The organism is Corynebacterium sp. KPL2830, from assembly GCF_040225635.1.
In the GTDB taxonomy this organism is placed as follows: domain Bacteria; phylum Actinomycetota; class Actinomycetes; order Mycobacteriales; family Mycobacteriaceae; genus Corynebacterium.
The window spans coordinates 39,727-59,061 of sequence record NZ_JBEHFR010000001.1; the positions used below are offsets into that span (position 1 = coordinate 39,727).

18 protein-coding genes are annotated in these 19,335 nt (G+C 59.5%); 14 read left to right on the forward strand and 4 right to left on the reverse strand.

Annotated features, from left to right (window positions below; all coding sequences use genetic code 11):
• The 10 genes from rpe (at position 1) to whiA (ending at position 9,829) form a co-directional block, all read left to right on the forward strand.
• A complete protein-coding gene (gene rpe / locus ABRP87_RS00185) occupies positions 1-669 on the forward strand; it encodes a ribulose-phosphate 3-epimerase (RefSeq protein ID WP_349866974.1) in 669 nt (222 codons plus the stop codon).
• Between the two features lie 11 nt (positions 670-680).
• A complete protein-coding gene (gene ribD, locus ABRP87_RS00190; RefSeq protein ID WP_502879266.1) occupies positions 681-1,703 on the forward strand; it encodes a bifunctional diaminohydroxyphosphoribosylaminopyrimidine deaminase/5-amino-6-(5-phosphoribosylamino)uracil reductase RibD in 1,023 nt (340 codons plus the stop codon).
• Positions 1,704-1,741: 38 nt separating this feature from the next.
• Positions 1,742-2,356 (forward strand): riboflavin synthase, encoded by a 615-nt coding sequence (locus ABRP87_RS00195; protein WP_349866979.1) that lies wholly within the window; start codon positions 1,742-1,744, stop codon positions 2,354-2,356.
• An 11-nt stretch (positions 2,357-2,367) separates the two neighbouring features.
• Positions 2,368-3,645: a bifunctional 3,4-dihydroxy-2-butanone-4-phosphate synthase/GTP cyclohydrolase II gene (locus tag ABRP87_RS00200; RefSeq protein ID WP_349866981.1), complete on the forward strand. Its 1,278-nt coding sequence runs from the start codon at positions 2,368-2,370 to the stop codon at positions 3,643-3,645.
• Entirely contained in the window at positions 3,642-4,115 is a 474-nt protein-coding gene (gene ribH, locus ABRP87_RS00205; RefSeq protein WP_284609441.1) for a 6,7-dimethyl-8-ribityllumazine synthase, read from the forward strand. The genes ABRP87_RS00200 and ribH overlap by 4 nt, the downstream gene beginning before the upstream one ends.
• A 32-nt stretch (positions 4,116-4,147) precedes the next feature.
• The gene (locus ABRP87_RS00210; RefSeq protein ID WP_349866983.1) at positions 4,148-4,696 is read left to right on the forward strand and encodes a PH domain-containing protein; all 549 of its coding nucleotides are present in this window, start codon (positions 4,148-4,150) and stop codon (positions 4,694-4,696) included.
• A gap of 3 nt (positions 4,697-4,699) precedes the next feature.
• Positions 4,700-6,769, forward strand: coding sequence for an excinuclease ABC subunit UvrC (gene uvrC, locus ABRP87_RS00215; RefSeq protein ID WP_349866986.1), 2,070 nt, complete (start codon positions 4,700-4,702; stop codon positions 6,767-6,769).
• 44 nt (positions 6,770-6,813) lie between these two features.
• On the forward strand, positions 6,814-7,695 hold the full coding sequence (rapZ, locus tag ABRP87_RS00220; RefSeq protein WP_284611009.1) for an RNase adapter RapZ: 882 nt from the start codon (positions 6,814-6,816) through the stop codon (positions 7,693-7,695).
• A 23-nt stretch (positions 7,696-7,718) separates the two neighbouring features.
• Positions 7,719-8,696 carry a gluconeogenesis factor YvcK family protein gene (locus ABRP87_RS00225; protein ID WP_349866989.1) on the forward strand — a complete coding sequence of 326 codons (978 nt, stop codon included), beginning with the start codon at positions 7,719-7,721 and terminating at the stop codon, positions 8,694-8,696.
• Positions 8,697-8,851: 155 nt separating this feature from the next.
• The gene (whiA, locus tag ABRP87_RS00230) at positions 8,852-9,829 is read left to right on the forward strand and encodes a DNA-binding protein WhiA (protein ID WP_502879267.1); all 978 of its coding nucleotides are present in this window, start codon (positions 8,852-8,854) and stop codon (positions 9,827-9,829) included.
• Positions 9,830-10,006: 177 nt separating this feature from the next.
• Here whiA and ABRP87_RS00235 read toward each other — a convergent pair whose 3' ends face one another.
• The gene (locus tag ABRP87_RS00235) at positions 10,007-11,653 is read right to left on the reverse strand and encodes an L-lactate permease (protein WP_349866994.1); all 1,647 of its coding nucleotides are present in this window, start codon (positions 11,651-11,653) and stop codon (positions 10,007-10,009) included.
• Between the two features lie 545 nt (positions 11,654-12,198).
• Between ABRP87_RS00235 and gap the strand changes: the two genes are divergently transcribed.
• The 4 genes from gap (at position 12,199) to secG (ending at position 15,816) form a co-directional block, all read left to right on the forward strand.
• Entirely contained in the window at positions 12,199-13,206 is a 1,008-nt protein-coding gene (gene gap, locus ABRP87_RS00240) for a type I glyceraldehyde-3-phosphate dehydrogenase (RefSeq protein WP_349866996.1), read from the forward strand.
• Between the two features lie 128 nt (positions 13,207-13,334).
• On the forward strand, positions 13,335-14,552 hold the full coding sequence (locus ABRP87_RS00245; protein ID WP_349866998.1) for a phosphoglycerate kinase: 1,218 nt from the start codon (positions 13,335-13,337) through the stop codon (positions 14,550-14,552).
• Between the two features lie 46 nt (positions 14,553-14,598).
• Complete coding sequence (tpiA, locus tag ABRP87_RS00250) at positions 14,599-15,381, forward strand: triose-phosphate isomerase (protein ID WP_349866999.1); 783 nt, start codon at positions 14,599-14,601, stop codon at positions 15,379-15,381.
• Positions 15,382-15,579: 198 nt separating this feature from the next.
• Positions 15,580-15,816, forward strand: a complete 237-nt coding sequence (secG, locus tag ABRP87_RS00255; RefSeq protein ID WP_005279116.1) for a preprotein translocase subunit SecG — start codon at positions 15,580-15,582, stop codon at positions 15,814-15,816.
• 152 nt (positions 15,817-15,968) lie between these two features.
• Here the strand turns inward: secG and pgl are convergent, their stop codons facing one another.
• Genes pgl through zwf form a run of 3 tightly spaced genes read right to left on the reverse strand, consistent with a single transcriptional unit; the run spans position 15,969 to position 19,260 of the window.
• Complete coding sequence (gene pgl, locus ABRP87_RS00260; RefSeq protein WP_349867001.1) at positions 15,969-16,730, reverse strand: 6-phosphogluconolactonase; 762 nt, start codon at positions 16,728-16,730, stop codon at positions 15,969-15,971.
• Positions 16,731-16,777: 47 nt separating this feature from the next.
• The gene (locus ABRP87_RS00265; RefSeq protein WP_349867003.1) at positions 16,778-17,713 is read right to left on the reverse strand and encodes a glucose-6-phosphate dehydrogenase assembly protein OpcA; all 936 of its coding nucleotides are present in this window, start codon (positions 17,711-17,713) and stop codon (positions 16,778-16,780) included.
• Positions 17,714-17,727: 14 nt separating this feature from the next.
• Entirely contained in the window at positions 17,728-19,260 is a 1,533-nt protein-coding gene (zwf, locus tag ABRP87_RS00270; protein WP_349867004.1) for a glucose-6-phosphate dehydrogenase, read from the reverse strand.
• Positions 19,261-19,335: the final 75 nt, after the last annotated feature.

Consider the following 19,335-nt stretch of genomic DNA (forward strand, 5'->3'; position numbering starts at 1 on the left):
ATGCCTGCACCACTTATTTCTCCGTCAATTTTGGCTGCTGACTTCGCGCGGCTGGGCGAACAACTAGAGGCCATCTCGAATGCCGATTGGATCCATGTAGACATCATGGACGGGCACTTTGTGCCCAACCTTTCCTTCGGTCCGGATATTACGGCCACGGTGAAAAGGTCCACGGATAAGCCGCTTGACGTGCACCTGATGATTGAGGAGCCGGCGAAATGGGTGGAGACCTATATCAAGGCCGGTGCCACCACCATCATTTTCCACGTGGAAGCGGTTGAGGGTGAAGCAGCCGCGGTGGAATTGGCAGAAAAGATTCGGGACCTAGGCGCGCGTGCGGCCTTTTCCATCAAGCCGGATACGCCCATTGAGCCGTGGCTGGATAAGCTGCACCATTTTGATGAGGTGCTGGTCATGTCCGTAGAACCAGGTTTTGGCGGCCAGAAATTCATGCCCGCCATGCTGGATAAGGTCCGCGCCCTGCGCGAAAGCATTGACCAGCAGAACCTGGATACCGTCATCGAGATCGATGGCGGCATCGATCCGGAAACCATTGGCTTGGCCGCGGAGGCCGGGTGCGATTCCTTCGTGGCGGGATCGGCCGTATTCAAAAGCGATGATCCAGCGCAGGCGGTGGAAGAACTGCGCGCGCTTGCGACACGGTCATAATGGCCGGCGCGATGGATGAAACCAACGTTTCCGGAGCATTGGTTCAGGCCATGCAGGCCGGCGCGGCGGTGCGCGGTACCACAAGCCCCAATCCACCCGTGGGCGCGGTGATTTTATCCGCAACCGGTGACGTTGTGGGGCGCGGTGCGACCCAGCCGGTGGGCGGTGCCCACGCGGAAGTCATGGCGTTGCGCGCGGCCGGCGAGAAGGCCCGCGGCGGCACGGCCGTGGTTACCTTGGAGCCGTGCGCGCATACGGGCAGGACGGGTCCCTGCGCCACGGCGCTTATCGATGCCGGAATTGCCCGCGTATTCTACCTGCATCCCGATCCCACGCCCCAAGCGGGCGGCGGCGCGCAGGCCCTGGCCGCCGCCGGGGTAGAGGTGGGCCAGCTCACCGCACCGGATGGCGTCGAAGACGCAATGCGTGCCTGGTTGCGCGCAGTGAAGCTGCAGCGCCCGCACGTGACCCTGAAATTCGCGCAGACCTTGGACGGGTTTACCGCTGCGGCCGATGGCACGAGCCAGTGGATCACCGGGCCCGAGGCCCGCGAGTGGGTCCATGCCGATAGGGCGCGGCGCGATGCCATCATTATCGGCACCGGCACCGCGCTTGCCGATAACCCCTCGCTTACCGCACGCTGTAGCGATGGGAGCCTGCGGGAGCACCAGCCGCGCCGCGTGGTCATCGGCAAGCGCGATCTCCAAGCCGCGGGTGAGAAGGCCTCGCACCTGCAGCGGCTGGGATTTGAGCAATATGACACCATCGAGGGCGCGCTCGACGAGCTGTATGCCAGCGGCGCCCGCGACGTCTTGGTGGAAGGCGGGGCGGGACTGGCCCAGAGCTTTATCGAGGCCGGTGCCGTGGATGCGCTGGCGGCGTATATTGCCCCCATCCTGCTCGGCCAGGGGCGCGGGGTCCTGGCGAATGCGGTGGCGCACACGCTTGCCGATGCCCCACGTTTTACCACCGTGCGCACCACCAGCCTCGGGCCCGATGTCCTCGTCGAATACGAGGCGCGGAATGAGCGTTAAAAGATTAGATACTTAAAAGACGAGTACAAGGGGTTTCATTGTTTACAGGGCTAGTACAAGAATTAGGAACCGTAGCCGCACTAGAGCCGCAGGCGGATGCGCTCCGGCTGAGCATTCGCGCGCCACAGACGGTGAGTGACGCGCGCTTAGGAGATTCCATTGCCATCAATGGTGTGTGCCTTACCATCGCGGAATTGGATGGGGACATCTTCTTTGCCGATGTGATGCAAGAATCGTTGGATCGGACGGGACTTGGGCAGCTGGTAGAAGGCGCGCGGGTGAATGTCGAACCGGCATTGCTGCCCACCACGCGGCTAGGCGGGCACATGATGCAGGGCCATGTCGATGGCACGGCGCGCTTGGTCTCGCGCGAGCACTCGGAGCATTGGGACGTGCTGCGCTTTAGCTTGCCCCGCGATCTTGCTCGGTACGTCGTGGAAAAGGGCTCCATCGCGGTCAACGGCACGTCCTTGACGGTCAGCGCCGTAGGCGAAGATTGGTTCGAGGTGTCCCTCATTCCGACCACATTGCGGGAGACGACGCACGGCGAATCTCAAGTTGGCGATATTGTAAACCTCGAGGTGGATGTGCTGGCGAAGTACGTAGAAAAGATGCTTCACCCCGAATCCGGGATTGCTCAAGCAAAGGACTAGACTGCTAGGTTATGTTCGCGACTGAAGAGAGCATCCATTTTGATGCCATCGATCACGCCATTGCGGAGATTGCCGCCGGCAAGCCGGTCATCGTCATGGATGATGAAGGACGGGAAAATGAAGGGGATCTGATTTTTGCCGCGGAGCTGGCAACCCCGGAACTGGTCGCGTTTATGGTGCGGTATTCCTCCGGATACGTGTGCGCCTCGTTATTGCCGGAAGATTGCCAGCGGCTCGATTTGCCGCCGATGATGGCGCAGAATCAGGACGTGCGCCAGACCGCCTATACGGTCACCGTGGATGCGGCGACGGGCTCTACCGGAATTTCTGCGGCCTCCCGCGCGGAAACGATCCGCCGTTTGGCGGATCCTTCGACCCGGTCCAGCGACTTTACTCGGCCAGGCCACGTGGTTCCCCTGCGCGCACGGCCTGGTGGGGTGCTGGCGCGCGATGGGCACACGGAAGCCGCCGTTGATTTGGCGCGCCTCGCTGGCCTGCGTCCCGCCGGCGTGCTGTGTGAAGTCGTATCGGAAGAAGACCCGACGGATATGGCCCGCGGGCCGGAGCTGCGCCGTTTTGCCGATAAGCATGGCCTCGCCCTGATTTCTATCGCGCAGCTCATCGAGTGGCGCCGCCACCATGAGGTGCAAACCCAGCGGGCGGTGGAAACCCGCCTGCCCACAGAGTATGGCGAATTCACCGCGATCGGTTACCGCCATGACCTTGACGGCCAAGAGCACATCGCCTTGATCGCCGGCGATCCCGCGCAGCTTCGCGGCGCCCGCGATGTTGTGGTGCGCGTGCATTCCGAGTGCCTGACCGGAGACGTCTTTGGCTCGCGCCGGTGCGATTGCGGCCCCCAATTGCAGGAATCCCTGCGCAAGGTGCAGGAAGCCGGCAGCGGGATAGTGATTTATCTGCGCGGTCACGAGGGCCGCGGGATCGGGTTGGTGCACAAACTGCAGGCGTACCGGCTCCAGGACGAGGGCTGGGATACGGTCGATGCCAACCTGGAGCAGGGGCTGCCAGAAGATGCCCGCGAGTATTCCGTGGCCGGCCAGATCCTGAAGGACCTTGGGGTGGAATCAGCGCAGCTGTTGACCAATAACCCACACAAGGGCGAAGGCCTTGCCGGCTTTGGCATTGAGGTCAGCCGGCACACCCCGCTGACTATCGCGGCAAACGCCGATAATATTCGGTATTTGCGCACCAAACGCGACCGCATGGGCCACAATCTTCCGCAGGTGGCACAGTGGGACGCGCAGCACGAAGGAGAATTAGGTAAATGAGTAAAGAAGGATTGCCCGCAATTGCGCAGGTAGATGCGCGCGGCCTGCGCGTCGCGGTGGTGACCGCGACGTGGAACGAGGAGGTCTGCGATCAGTTGCACCAGCAGGCGGTGGAGACTGCCCGTGCTAATGGGGCAGAGGTCGCGGAGTTCCGCGTCGTCGGCTCCCTGGAACTAGGCGTGGTTGTCCAAGCAGCCGCGCGGAAGTTCGATGCCGTCGTTGCCTTGGGCTGCGTCATCCGCGGCGGCACCCCGCACTTTGATTACGTCTGCGATTCCGTCACCCAAGCCTTAACGCGCATCTCCCTGGATGAATCGACGCCGATTGGCAATGGGGTATTGACGGTCAATGACCAGCAGCAGGCTATCGATCGCGCAGGCTTTCCTGACTCGGCGGAAAATAAGGGCGCAGAATCCATGATCGCGGCTTTAGACACTGCGTTGCAATTGCGTAGACTAAACGCAGATTAAAGGCAGGCAGGACTTCCGGAGGAGTAAAGCACATGAATGAGGCCGCAGCCTCGAATGAATCCCAACCGCGCCGCTCTCTCAGCGATGCAGAGGTATTGGCCTATACCAGCGCGGATCCCTTCGCACGTACCACGTCGAAGCCGTGGGAATATACCGCCAAGTCCCAGTTTTTGCGCAAGATCGCCATCGGCTGGGTCATCCTAGTTATGGCCATCCATATTTTCATGGGTGTCACGCTCGATATCTCCTTTACCGGCGCGCACGTGACCACCATCGATAAATTCGCTTTCCCCGGCGTGGGCGTAGTCATTTCCATCTTGTCCTGGATTGCGCTGAACCGGCCGCGGCTGCAGGCCAATGAGGATGGGGTGGAGGTCCGCAATATCATCGGCACGCGCTTTTACCCGTGGCAGGTGGTCTACGGGCTATCCTTCCCCGTCGGCCAGCGCATGGCCCGCCTCGAGCTGCCTGAATTTGAGGCCGTGCCCGTGTGGGCGCTGCAGTCTGGCGATAAAGATTCCGTGATCACAAAAGTCCGTGACTTCCGCGATCTGGAAGCCAAATACATGCCGCAGGATTAAGCATTGGCAGATCCAACGACCTATCGTCCCGCCCCAGGAACCATTCCGACGGAGCCGGGCGTTTATAAGTTCCGCGATGAAAACAAGCGCGTCATCTACGTAGGCAAGGCCAAAAACCTGCGGGCGCGCCTGTCCAATTATTTCCAAGACATCACGCAGTTGCACCCGCGCACGCGGCAAATGGTGTTGACCGCCAGCTCCGTGGAGTGGACGGTTGTTGCCAGCGAAGTTGAAGCCCTGCAGCTGGAATATACCTGGATTAAGCGGTTCGACCCGCACTTCAACGTCATGTACCGCGATGACAAGACGTATCCCATGCTTGCCGTCTCGGTGGGAGAGGTCGTCCCGCGCGCCTTTTTCTACCGCGGCCCCCGCCGCAAGGGGGTACGCTACTTCGGGCCCTATTCCCATGCATGGGCTGTGCGGGAAAGCCTCGATCTGCTCACCCGCGTCTTTCCCATGCGCACCTGTTCAAAGGGCGTATATAACCGGCATGAGCGGCTGGGACGTCCGTGCCTTTTGGGATACATCGGCAAGTGCGATGCGCCCTGTATCGGGCGGGTAAGCAAGGAAGAACACCGCGAGACCGTCAATGAGTTGGTCTCGTTCATGAACGGCAATACTGCGGGCGTGAGGCGCAAGCTGGTCAAGGACATGGAGGCCGCCGCCGAAAACCTGGAATTTGAGCGCGCGGCGAGGTTGCGCGATGACCTTGGGGCCATCGATAAGATTATGGAGCAACAAGCGGTTGTCTTTGCCGATGGCACCGATGCCGATCTGATTGCGTTTAATTCCGATGAATTGGAAGCCGCCGTCCAAGTTTTTCACGTGCGCGGCGGCAGGATCCGTGGCCAGCGCGGCTGGGTTGTTGAACGCGCCGGCGATCAGGCAACCTCTGAGCCCATTGAGGAGGGCCAACCCGACCCCGCCTTGCCCGCATTGGTGCAAAACTTCCTCATTCAGTTTTACTCCGATGCCGTGGAGCGCGAAGAACAAGAAGCTCGCGAGGATGCGGCTTTAGCTGCGGATGTGCCGCGGCGCGGGGTGGACCAGGAATCGCATATGGAACAGCGCCATGTCCACGTCATCCCGCGCGAGATTCTGGTCCAGGCCATGCCGGAGGAATCCGAACAAGTGGTGTCCCTCTTGGAAGACCTGCGCGGTGCACGAGTAGATCTCCGCGTGCCCCAACGCGGCGATAAACGCTCCCTTATGGATACCGTGGAGAAGAACGCCAAGGAGCAGCTGCGCCAGCATAAGTTGAAGCGCGTTGGCGACCTCACTGCGCGGTCCGCGGCGCTGCAGGATATCCAGGATGCCTTGGGCATGGACCAAGCGCCGCTGCGCATTGAGTGCACCGATATTTCGCATATCCAAGGCACCGATGTCGTCGCCTCGTTGGTGGTCTTTGAAGACGGTATCCCAAAGAAATCCGATTACCGGCGCTACCGCATCAAGGAAGCCGCCGGCGACGGGCATTCCAATGACGTCGGCTCCATTGCAGAAATCACGCGGCGCCGGTTTAAGCGCCACAACCAAGATAAGTTGGCGAACCCGGACGAGGAAAAGGAAGAATCCTCCTTCTCGGAAGAGAAGGTGGCGGAAGAATCCACCGAGGCAGGCCGCCGGTTTGCCTATCCTCCTCAGCTTTTTATCGTCGACGGTGGCGCACCGCAGGTGGCCGCGGCGCAAGAGGTATTCGATGAACTGGGCATTGTCGATGTCACCCTCGTGGGGCTGGCCAAGCGCTTGGAAGAAATTTGGGTGCCAGGTGATGATGAACCGGTGATTTTGCCGCGCAATTCTCAGGCCCTGTTCTTGCTGCAGCAGATTCGCGATGAGGCGCACCGCTTTGCCATTACCTACCACCGGCAACAACGGTCTAAGCGCATGCGCTATTCGGCGCTCGATGCAATTCCTGGACTCGGTCCGCAGCGCCGGACGGATTTGGTGAAGCATTTTGGCTCCGTCAAAAAGCTCAAGGCTGCCACGGTGGATGAGATCTGCGAGGTCAACGGCTTCGGGCCGAAGCTGGCCCAGACCGTTTACGATAAGTTGCACGACGCACAGTAAATTAGCAGCCTTCTGGCAGAAGTCCGGAGCGTGAAAACGCTAGACTGGTGTGCATGACGCACTTCGAGACTCCGCCCATCTTGATTACCGGCATGTCCGGCGGCGGGTTGAGCTCCGCCGCCAAGGTTTTTGAGGATAAGGGCTACTATGTGGCGCATAATATCCCGCCGCGCGCCATCGTAGACCTGTGGAAATTGTGCAACCAGGAAGAAACGCCCGTAGAAAAGGTCGCGGCGGTAACGGACGTGCGCTCCCGCATGTTTCCAGGCTCCCTAATAGAAACCATTGATGAGCTAACGGCGCTGGGCATGAAGCCCACCGTGCTCTTCCTCGATGCCCGCGATGATGTGCTCATTCGTCGCTTCGACTCTGTGCGGCGCACCCACCCCTTGCAGGGCGACGATACCTTGAAGGTGGGCATCCAACGCGAACGCCAAGCGGTGGCGGAGATTCGGGATCGCTCCGATATCATCATCGATTCCACGAACCTGTCGATTCATGACTTGCGCCGGGCTATCGAAGCTGCGTTTGGCGAGTTTCAGAATACGAACCAGCACGTCACGGTGGAATCCTTCGGATTTAAAAACGGTTCCCCGCGCGATGCGGATATCGTCGTCGACGTGCGCTTTTTGCCCAATCCCTACTGGATTCCGGAGCTGCGCGGCTGCCGCGGTACGGATGCGCCGGTGGCCGATTATGTCCTGTCGCAACCGGCCGCCCAGAAGTTCGTGGATAATTTTGTCGCCATGTTTTCCACCATGCTGGAGGGATACCGGCACGAGGGAAAGAACTTCATCACCGTGGGCGTCGGCTGTACGGGCGGGCATCACCGCTCGGTTGCGGTAGCTGAGGACATCGCCAAGCGCCTGCGCGCCAATGACACCCTTGACGTCAGCATTTTGCACCGGGATATCGCCCGCAATTAGGGCTGAGGAGCATTAAAAACTGTATGGAACACCCTTCTCATATGGTCTGCCTTGGCGGCGGCCATGGTCTTTATCAAACCCTTTTATCCGCGCGGCGCAGCAATGCAGCGGATATTTCTGCCATCGTGACGGTTGCCGATGATGGCGGATCTTCGGGGCGCCTGCGCCGGGAGCTGGATATCATTCCACCCGGTGACCTGCGTATGGCTTTGGCCGCGCTAGCCGATGACAACCGGATAGGCGAGCTGTGGGGCAAGACCCTCCAGCATCGTTTCGGCGGCAATGGTGCTATGGCAGGCCATGCCGTGGGCAACCTCATGATCGCCGGTTTGACCGGAGTTTTGGGCGATTACCAGGCCGCCTTGGACGCGGTGGCGGAGCTTACGCACTCGCACGGGCGGGTCATCCCCGTGGTCCCGCATCCCTTAGAAATTGAGGCCGATGTCTCAGGGCTTGACGATGACCCCCGGGTCATGCGCCAAGTCCGTGGCCAGGTTGCGGTGGCATCGACGCCGGGCCATGTGCGGCGGGTGCGCATTCTTCCTGAAGCGCCACAAGCGAGCCCGGCTGCGCTGGAGGCCATTAGACAGGCCGATCTTATTACCATCGGTCCGGGATCCTGGTTTAGTTCAGTGCTGCCGCATACGTTGGTGCCAGAGATCGTCCAGGCCATTTCTGAATCCAATGCCTTGCGCGTTGTAATGCTCAACCTGTCGGCCGAACCGGGGGAAACCCAAGGCTTTTCCGCGGAGCGCCACGTGCATGTGCTGGCTCGTCACGCCCCGAATTTGCGCATCGATCGCATCGTGGTGGATGCGGCAGCCTTGCCGAATGAGAGTGAACGGGTTTATGTGCAGCGCGCTTCGCAAGCCTTGGGGGCGCGCGCAGTATTTGCGGATGTCAGCATTCAGGATGACAATGGACAGCGATTGATGAAACACGATCCAGACAAACTTTCGTCTGTCATCGTGGATCTTTATAACGAGTACCGGCGGGCCTAATTAAAATCAGGCCAGCCAGTCCTCAATGCGCGGGGCACGGTAAAATAAGAAAATTCCGTTTCCCACGCAGTAGTTGGTGTGCGTGGGACCGTGCATTGCACAAGCGTCATTCGTGACTGTGACAGAGAAATGGGGCGAACTAGGTGACCACACCGTTGACCGAACAGGTCAAAGAAGAACTAGCGGCGGTAGGCGTAACGCGCCAGTCCGCGCGCGCTGCGGAGCTCGCATCGATCCTGCGCTTTGCCGGAGAGGTAGACGTCTCTGGGGACAGCATGGCCTATGAGCTTGAGCTCGATAACCAGGTTATTGCGCAGCGCATCCTTGTGGCTTTGGACGAGCTTTACGGCATCGAAGCGGAAAGCCATGTTGTTGGCCCTGCGGGGACGGCGAAGAAGTCCCGCGTCATCGTGCGCATCACCAAAGGGGCGAAGGAGCTGACTCGCCGCCTGGGCCTGATTACCCGTTCGGGTCACGCCGTGGTGGGGCTTCCCCCGCAGGTCATTTCCGGCACGGTGGCAGATAGCGAGGCCGCGTGGAGGGGTGCCTTCCTTGCCCACGGCAGCCTGACGGAGCCAGGGCGTTCTTCGGCACTGGAAGTAACCTGCCCCTGCCAAGAGGCCGCATTGGCGCTCGTGGGCTGCGCGCGGCGCCTAGGGATATCCGCGAAGACAAAAGAGACCCGCGGCGAGGATCGGGTGGTTGTCCGCGACGGCGATGCCATTGGCGCGCTGCTGACCCGCATGGGCGCTCAGGTAACCCGCTTGTCTTGGGAAAAGAAGCGGGTAAAGCGCGAAGCGCACGATACATCGCGCCGGTTGGATAACTTTGATGATGCCAACCTGCGCCGTTCCGCACGGGCCGCAGTAACCGCCGCGGCGCGCGTGGATCGCGCGATGGAGATTCTGGGGGATGACGTTCCTGAGCACCTGGCCGATGCCGGCCGCCTGCGCGTGCAACATCGCGAGGCCTCCTTGGAAGAGCTCGGCCGGCTGGCGGATCCGCCCATGACCAAGGATGCGGTGGCCGGACGCATTCGGCGCCTGTTGTCCATGGCGGATAAGCGGGCCGAAGAACTGGATATCCCCGATACCAATGAATCCATCTCGGATGATCTTTTTGGCGACTCTTAGCCGCTAGGCACGATTGGCTCCGGCCCTTTGAACCACGAAAGGCGGGGAGGAAAGCACTGAGGTGCTTGTCCTTCCCGCCTTGTGTTGTGCCGCGGCCCAACACCGCGGATGATGGGGGTGCTGGGCGGCGGGCTAAGTGCTTAAAGCCGGTGGCGGCCTAAGCTTTATGGCACTGTCTTATGGGACCAAGAAGCCCAAGACGTTGGTCATCAAGAAGACGATGACACAGACAACGGCCAAGAACGCGATGGAGTAGCCCACGACGTTCTTCAAGATGACGGATTCCTTGCCCTCCATGGATACGGCGGTTGCCGCAATGGCCAGGGACTGTGGCGAAATCATTTTACCCACAACACCACCGGCGGTATTGGCGGCCAGCATGAGGTCAGGGTTGACGCCAATGCGGTCAGCGGCGGCGACCTGGAGGTTGCCAAAGAGCGCGTTCGCGGAGGTATCGGAGCCGGTAACCGCGGAACCGATCCAGCCCAGCACGGGAGCGAAGAGCGCGAAGATGGAACCGGCGGAGGAGACGAATTCACCGATGGCGATGGTCTGGCCCGAGTAGTTCATCGTGTAGGCCAAAGCGAGGACCAAGACGATGGTCAGCCCGGAGAACTTCATGCGGTTGGCAACTTCACCGAAGGCCTGTACGGGTTGGGCGAAGCTGAGCTTGTAGCGGCCGTTTTCGTTGCAGAAGTGGTAAACGATGGCCACGATAATGCCGGAGAGCAAGAGCAGGGTACCGGGGTTGCCAAAGACATTGAAGCTAAAGCTGGTGTCCATGGCTTCGCCGTTGGTGCCGATGACGGTGCCATCCAGCAGCGGCCACGCGAACTTCAGCTTCCAGAAGCCGAAGATCGCCGGTGCTGCGGTCGCGATGGCAAATACTGCGGTAACGACGGCGTAGGGCAGCAGGGCCATCCAGATGCGGCGGCCATTGAGGTCGGTCGACGTTTCTGCGGCGGGCAGCTCCATGCGCTCGCGCAACTGGGTAACACCCCGTGGTTTCCACACGCGGAGGAAGATGAAGGCGGCACCCAGGGAGACGATGCAGGCAATAACGTTGGTGAGCTGGTAAGCAAAGAAGGTGGCGGTCAGCCACTGTGCGGCGGCAAAGGAAATGCCGATGACCGCGGCGGCGGGCGCTGTTTCCTTCACGCCGCGCATGCCGTCCAGGATGAATGCGATAAGGAACGGGACGATCGCGGCGATGACCAAGACCTGCAGGGCAATAAGGCCTGCGATATCTTGGGTTTGCTCAGCGGTACGTCCACCGACCTCACCGGCGGTGGTGACCGGAATGCCGACCGCGCCGAATGCCACTGGGGCGGTATTAGCAATGAGGACCACCGTCGCTGCGCGCAGCGGCTTGACGCCGAGCGCCATAATCATCGTGGCGGTGATGGCAACGGGTGCGCCGAAGCCGGCAAGGGCTTCAAGGAGGCCACCGAAACAGAAGGCGATGAGCATCGACTGGATGCGGATATCGCCATCGCCTAAGAGGTCGAAGGTCTTACGCAAATCCTCGAAACGGCCCGAGGCGACCGTGATCTCGTAAAACCAAATCGCGGTGATGATAACCCAGACAATGGGCAAGAGGCCGAAGAGTCCACCGCGGACCGCGGAGGATAGTGCCATATCCACGGGCATCGCAAAGGCAACTATGGCTAGGATGATGGAGGTCGCAAGAGCGACGGCTCCTGAAGTATGTGCGCGGGCTTTAAAGCCCATCAACATAATGAAAAAGGCTACGAGGGGGAGAATCGCCACGAGCGCGGTGAGCCCAAGACTGTCTCCCACAACAGAGGTGTTTATCTCAAACATTGAGTATCCTCGATTCTAACGGGGGTACTTTCGCAGGCGCATTCGGTCTGCGGGGAATGCAAATTTGTTTCTCACGCGTTTCAGGCGAGAGATTAGCGCCCAGCGAATGCCCGAGTGCTACCTGTAACACAGTGAGTTAGCGCAAGCATATCGTGTCATAAAAGCCGCGGTGTGATTTGGGTCAATTTAATTTATAGAACTGCTTCTTTGGTGACTGGATTGCGAGGAGGCGGGAAAATGCTACGCACTGTGATATATCACACATTAACGGTGTAAAGTCCACAAGAACCAACTTAAACGGGCTTGAACAGCTTGAATATTCGGGAAAAACAAAAATACTCGGGAAGATTGTACGCCTAGATCGGAAAAGTTTCAGATGGTGCGTTGCCAGGCTTGCAGCCCACTGCACGCGCTATAAAGGCTCTGTAGTATTGCGGTTGTTGGGCAAAGCCTCGGGCACCTTACTCACCCAGAGCAGTAAAGTACTCGAAGGACCCGCGGTAGGCCCATAGAAATAATTACTCGACTCTTTGAGGAGATTTACAGTGACTACCCGCGTAGGCATTAACGGCTTTGGCCGCATTGGTCGTAACTTCTTCCACGCTGTTAACCGGACCGACAACGACCTTGAGATCGTTGCCGTCAATGACCTGACCGATAACCAGACCCTCTCTAACCTGTTGAAGTACGACTCTGTACTGGGTCGCTTCGACGGCGAGATTACCTACGACGATGACTCCATCACCGTCAACGGCAACCGCATCCAGGTCTTCAACGAGAAGGACCCGAAGAACCTGAAGTGGGGCGATCTGGATGTGGATCTCGTTATCGAGTCCACCGGCCTGTTCACCAACGGTAACGACGCAAAGGCTCACATTGAGGCCGGCGCCAAGAAGGTCATCATTTCCGCTCCTGGCAAGGAAGTTGACGCAACCTTCGTCTACGGTGTTAACTCCGACACTTACGATCCTGCTAATCACAACGTTATTTCCGCAGCTTCCTGCACCACCAACTGCCTGGCACCTATGGCCAAGGTCTTGAACGACAAGTTCGGTGTGGAAAAGGGCCTGATGACCACCGTTCACGCTTATACCGGTGACCAGCGCCTGCAGGACGCTCCTCACAAGGACCTGCGCCGCGCCCGCGCCGCAGCGGTCAACTTGGTACCTACCTCCACCGGTGCAGCAAAGGCCGTCTCCTTGGTTCTGCCTGAGCTGGAGGGCAAGCTGGACGGCTACGCAATGCGCGTTCCAGTCATCACCGGTTCCGCAACGGACCTGACTTTCACCGCTTCCCGCGACGTCACCGTTGAGGAGATCAACGCTGCGCTCAAGGAAGCAGCTGAAGGTGAGCTGAAGGACACCCTCGCATACACCGAGGATCCGCTGGTTTCCACCGACATCGTGACCTCCCCGCACGGCTGCATCTTCGACGCCGGCATGACCAAGGTCTCCAACGGCAACCTGGTCAAGGTGCTGGGTTGGTACGACAACGAGTGGGGCTACACCTCCCAGCTCGTCCGCATGACCAACCTGGTTGCAGACAAGCTCTAAAATCCTGAAACCGAGCACCCTTTAATGCGATACCGGCCACAACGAACGCCCTGACGGCACGACGTTGTGGCCGGTATCATTTTATGTAGGAACCTCGATTGCAGAACCCACTTTAAAAGGAGTAACACATGGCTTTTAAGACCCTAGATAACCTGCTTGAAGAAGGCGTAGAGGACCGCCACATCTTGGTGCGCTCTGACTTCAACGTGCCGCTGGATGATGACGGAAATATCACCGACCCGGGCCGCATTACCGCTTCTCTTCCGACTATTAAGGCACTTGTCGATGGCGGCGCGAAGGTCATCCTTTCCGCCCACCTTGGCCGCCCCAAGGGTGAGGTAAATTCCAAGTACTCCTTGGCCCCAGTAGCAGAGGCGCTGTCCGAGGCCCTGGATCAATATGTTGCCTTGGCCAACGACGTCACCGGTGAAGACGCCCACGAGCGCGCAAACGGGCTAAACAGCGGCGATGTCATGCTGGTAGAAAATGTCCGCTTTGACCCGCGCGAGACCTCCAAGGATGAGGCAGAGCGCGGCGAATTTGCCGATGAGCTCGTCGCCCTGGCTGCTGATAATGGCGCATTCGTTTCCGATGGCTTCGGCGTTGTGCACCGCGCACAGACGTCTGTATATGACGTCGCCAAGCGCCTGCCCGCCTACGCCGGCAAGCTGGTGGAAAAGGAATTGGACGTTTTGTCCACCGTGGCCAAGGATCCAGCGCACCCTTACGTCGTCGTTCTGGGTGGCGCAAAGGTATCCGACAAACTCGGCGTTATCGAAGCCCTTGCCGGAAAGGCCGACAAGATCATCATCGGCGGCGGCATGTGCTACACCCTGCTGGCCGCTAAGGGCTACAACGTTCAGGAGTCTTTGCTGCAAGAGGACCAGATCGAAAACTGCAAGAGCCTGTTGGAGCGCTTCGGCGACAAGATCGTCCTTCCTGTAGACCTCACCGCCGCTAGCGAGTTCGCCGCAGACGCCGAGACCAAGGTCGCTGAGCTGGATGGCATCCCTGAGGGCTGGATGTCGCTGGACATCGGACCTAAGTCCGTCGAGAAATTTGCCGACGTACTGGCAGATTCCAAAACCGTATTCTGGAATGGCCCCATGGGCGTATTCGAAATGGAAGCCTTCTCCAAGGGTACCGCTGGGGTGGCGCAGGCGATTATCGATGCCACCTCCTCTAACGGGTCCTTCTCCGTCGTCGGCGGCGGCGACTCCGCGGCCTCCGTGCGCACCTTGGGCCTCGATGAGGATGGATTCAGCCACATCTCCACCGGCGGCGGCGCATCCCTCGAATACCTCGAGGGCAAGGAGCTGCCGGGCGTTTCCGTGCTCGAGGCATAAACCGCCTGAAACAGCTAAATTTAGGCGTACACAGAAAGGATTAATCATGGCACGTACACCTCTTATCGCTGGCAACTGGAAGATGAACCTCGATCACATTGAGGCCATCGGTTCCGTTCAAAAGTTTGCTTTCTCCCTGCCGGAGGATTACTACGACAAGGTCGATGTAGCCTACATGGTTCCATTTACCGATATTCGCACCATTCAGACGCTCGTTGAGGGCGATAAGCTGAAGATCACCTACGGTGCGCAGGATATCTCCAAGCACGAATCCGGCGCCTACACCGGCGAGGTATCCGGTCAGATGCTGAGCAAGCTGGGCTGCAGCTGGGCAGTCGTCGGCCACTCCGAGCGCCGCGAATACCACGGCGAAACCGACCAGCTGGTCGCTGAGAAGGCCACAGCGGCCCTGGAGAATGGCATCAGCCCAATCGTCTGCGTGGGCGAGCCGCTCGATGTGCGCGAAGCCGGCACCCACGTTGACTACGTGGTGAACCAGACCCGCGATTCCCTGCAGGGACTTAGCGCCGAGCAGCTATCCAAGACGGTTATCGCATACGAGCCCGTGTGGGCCATCGGCACCGGCAAGGTTGCCTCCGCTGATGACGCGCAGGAAGTCTGCGCTGCAATCCGCGGCCTGGTCAAGGAGCTTGCAGGCGACGAGGTCGCCGAGGGCATCCGCATCCTGTACGGCGGTTCCGTGAAGGTCGATTCCGTTGCTGATATCGTCAGCAAGCCCGACGTAGACGGTGGCCTCATCGGTGGTGCTTCCTTGGTAGGAGAGGACTTTGCCAAGCTAGCCGCCAATGCCGCTAATGCCGTTAGTTAACATGCGTTAACAACCATCACAAGGTAACTGTTGTGCCGCGGGTTGGGGTGAGCCCCGCCCGCGGCATGGTGTACAGTAGGCGCTTGTGATTGCTTTGCGTAGGCAAAGCCGGTAAGTACTTCGCGCCGGTGGCTAGCGTGACTTTTGGTAGTACACCGAGGGTGCCACTGAGCGCACGTTGAGAAAAGGAAGAACCTCATGGTCTTAGCACTGGAAATCATTTTGCTAATTTCAGCTATTTTGATGTCCATCTTTGTGCTTTTACACAAGGGCAAAGGCGGCGGCCTGTCTAGCCTTTTCGGCGGTGGCGTGCAATCGAACCTGTCCGGTTCGACCGTAGTGGAAAAGAACCTAGACCGCTATACCGTCGTCATGGTGATTATCTGGTTGGCCTGCATCGTTGGGCTTAACCTCATCCAGGCCTACGCTTCCTAGGAAGCACGCGGCAGCTCCCCGCTAACCACTAGCGGCGGCCAATCGCGCAAAAACAGCGCCGGCACGTCAGTCCCATAACCTTTCGCAGAGAAAGGAAAGGACCGAGGTACCGGCGCTGTTTGCGTTAAGCGGCGGAGATGGCGCTGCTGGCTTTACAGCTCCTGCGCGGCATCGTCTGCAAGGAAGAGGATCGTCTCCTTCGTCCCTTGCGCACCAGCGGCCGGGCACTCTTCAGCGTCGACGCCGTCCACGATGCTTTTTGCGGCAGTGGCCTTTTCCTCCCCGGCGACCAAGAGCCAGACGCGCTCAGACCTATTGACCGCCGGCAGCGTGAGGGTTATGCGCTCGCTGGGCGGCTTCGGCGAGTCGTGTACCGGTACCGCGAGTTCTTCCTGCTCACGGATGGCAGGAGAGTGGGGGAACATGGAGTTAATGTGGCCTTCTGCACCCATGCCCAAAAGGTGTAGATCGAAGCCTAAGGGTGCGAAGTCTTTCAACTCTGGCTCGTAGGCATTGGCGGCCGCCTCCATGGAGACCGCACCGAGGTCGAATCCGTGGATATTCTGATCTGGGATATCGACGTGATCGAGCAGCGCGGAACGCGCTTGGCCTTCGTTGGAATCTGGGTCGCTGACCGGAACATTGCGCTCATCGCCAAAGAAAATGTGCACGCGGGACCAATCGATGCGCAGAGCAGGGTAGTTCTCGCCTTGCTGCTGGGCGGCGAAGTCCAAGCGTGCGAGCTCGTGCAGCAGCCCAATTCCTGCGCCCCCACCCGTTAGTACGATTCTTGCTACGCCGTCACCATGGAGGCCACCGTTGCCGGCTTGAATACCGGCGATGGTCTCAATAAATTTGAGTGCGGCTTGGGAAATAAGGTCATCTACATCGCTGACGCGGTGAAGCGTTACCATTCGGTATCAGAATCCTTTGCAAAGAATCGGTATGAGCAAGTGCACTGTTAAAGCTTACTGTAGTCTACTTCTCCCAGAGCACGTAGCGCCTGGGCATAAGTTTTATCGGCATCGAGGTGTCGCAATTCCTCAGAGAGGATTTCGGTTTGCGTGCGCGGGCTCAAGCTGACCAGAGAGTCTGGCGTGCCAGGCACGCGCACTCGCACAGTGCGCTCATCGACGACATCCACATCCACGTGGGTCGTCTCCCGGTTAAAGCGCAAGTGGGTAACCGGGAAATAGTCACTATTAGCTTCCTCAGCCGTGCGCTGTACTGGGACGCTGAGGCGGTCAAGCAACCAACCCGCCGCGAAGTTAGGTGCCGGATGCCCGGCGGGGCCGGCGACCTCTACCGATAGCACCTTCTCATGGGGATGGTGATCGAGCGCCGATGCGACGACCCCGCGCCACAGCGTGATGGAGGCCCAGGACATATCGGAATCGCCGGGGGAGTAGCCATCAGAAAGCGCCCGCAGATCCTGCTCGCCCACGGTACCTTTATGGGCCACATTGGTGATGCGACGCTGGGCCAATTTGCCCACGGGGCTTTTTGAGGGCACCTGTGGGCACACGTTGGGCCACCACGCGACCAGCGGGGTATCCGGCAGCAAGAGCGGAGTGAGCACGGACTCGGCTTGATCCGCCAGCGCACCGTGCAATTGCATGACCACAGTCTCGGACGCACCGGCCTCGCCACCGACGCGGAGTTGGGCATCGAGCTGGGTATCAGAATTCGGATCGCCGGGAACCACGACGAGCACGCGGGAGGGGTGCTCATGAGAGGCATCGCGCACAGAGGCAAGGATCTGCTTGAGATCGTCGCCTTCTTGTGCCTCCACGATCAGGGTGAGCACCCTGCCCGTGGTGCGGGTGTAGTGCTCCTGGGCATCGACAAGCTTTTTGGCAATTTCACCGGTGGTGGTATTAGGCAATGGAATAATCATTGACTACGTCCCTTCTATGGGCGGCGCCAGGAATGGCCCCGGCGGCGCAGCATCTTATCGGCTGAGGTGGGCCCCCATGTGCCCGCCTTATAATCTTCGGGCTCACCATGCTTGGACCAATAATCGAGGATCGGATCCAAAATCGACCACGAAAGTTCGACTTCCTCATTGGTGGGGAACAGGGATGATTCATCGAGGAGGGCATCTAGGATAAGGCGCTCATATGCCTCGGGGGACTCCTCGGTAAAGGCCTCGGCGTAGGCGAAGTCCATGTTCACATCGCGGACTTCCATGGTGGACCCCGGCACCTTCGAACCAAAGCGCATGGTCACGCCCTCATCGGGCTGAACGCGGATGACCACGGCGTTTTGGCCAAGGGCATCGGTTTCGCCATCGACAAAGGGCTGGTTCGGCGCGGCCTTGAAGACTAAGGCGATCTCGGTGACTCGACGCCCCAGCCGCTTGCCCGTGCGCAGGTAGAAAGGCACGCCTCCCCAACGCCGCGAATTGACCTCCAACGTGCACGCCGCATAGGTCTCGGTTGTGGAGGCGGGATCGAAACCCTCCTCTTCGCGCAAGCCCTTCACGTATTCCGAGCCCTGCCAACCGGCGGTGTACTGGCCACGGGCGGTGGTTTTATTGAGCGGATGGACCGGCTGCGTGGCGCGCAGGACCTTGACCTTTTCAGCGCGCAGCGCCTCCGGCTCGAAGGAAGAAGGCTCTTCCATTGCCACGAGGGCGAGCAGCTGCAGGAGGTGGTTTTGAATGACGTCCCGCGCCGCACCGATTCCGTCATAATAGCCAGCGCGCCCGCCAAGGCCGATATCTTCGGCCATGGTGATTTGCACGTGGTCGATATAGTGTGCATTCCACATCGGCTCAAAAATCTGGTTGGCAAACCGCAGCGCCATGATGTTTTGCACGGTTTCTTTGCCCAGGTAGTGATCGATGCGGAAGACGGCCGATTCTGGGAAGACCGCGTTGACGATTTCATTGAGCTCGCGCGCGGATTCCTGGTCGTGGCCAAAGGGCTTTTCGATGATCACGCGGCGCCACGAATCCTCCATGGAATTGGCCATCCCCACGCGTTCCAATTGGTGGCAGATATCGGAGAAGAATTCCGGCGGCACCGAAAGGTAGTATGCCCAGTTGCTTCCCGTGCCGCGGGCCTTATCCAGCTCGGCCAATCGCGCAGAAAGACGGTCGAAGCCTTCATCATCGAAGGAACCTTGCACGAACTCGATTCCTTGGGATAAGTGCTCCCACACGTCGTGGTTAAAGTCAGTGCGAGCACCGGCTTCTACCGCGCTGCGGAAATAATCGCAGAAGTCTGCGTTATCCCAGTCCCTGCGGCCATAGCCTACGAGCGTGAAGCCAGCGGGCAAGAGACCGCGGCTGGCAAGGTCATAGATGGCCGGCAGGAGCTTTTTGAAAGCTAAATCGCCGGTCACACCAAAGATGACCATGCCCGCGGGGCCCGCGATGCGTGGCAATCGTTTATCGGCGGCATTACGCAAGGGATTGACCCAAGCGGCTGAGTCCGTCACGGATTATCCTTCCTGGAGGGAAAAGCTAAGTAGTCTTTCAACTAGTGGCGGCATAATGCCCCGCCGGCTATCCGG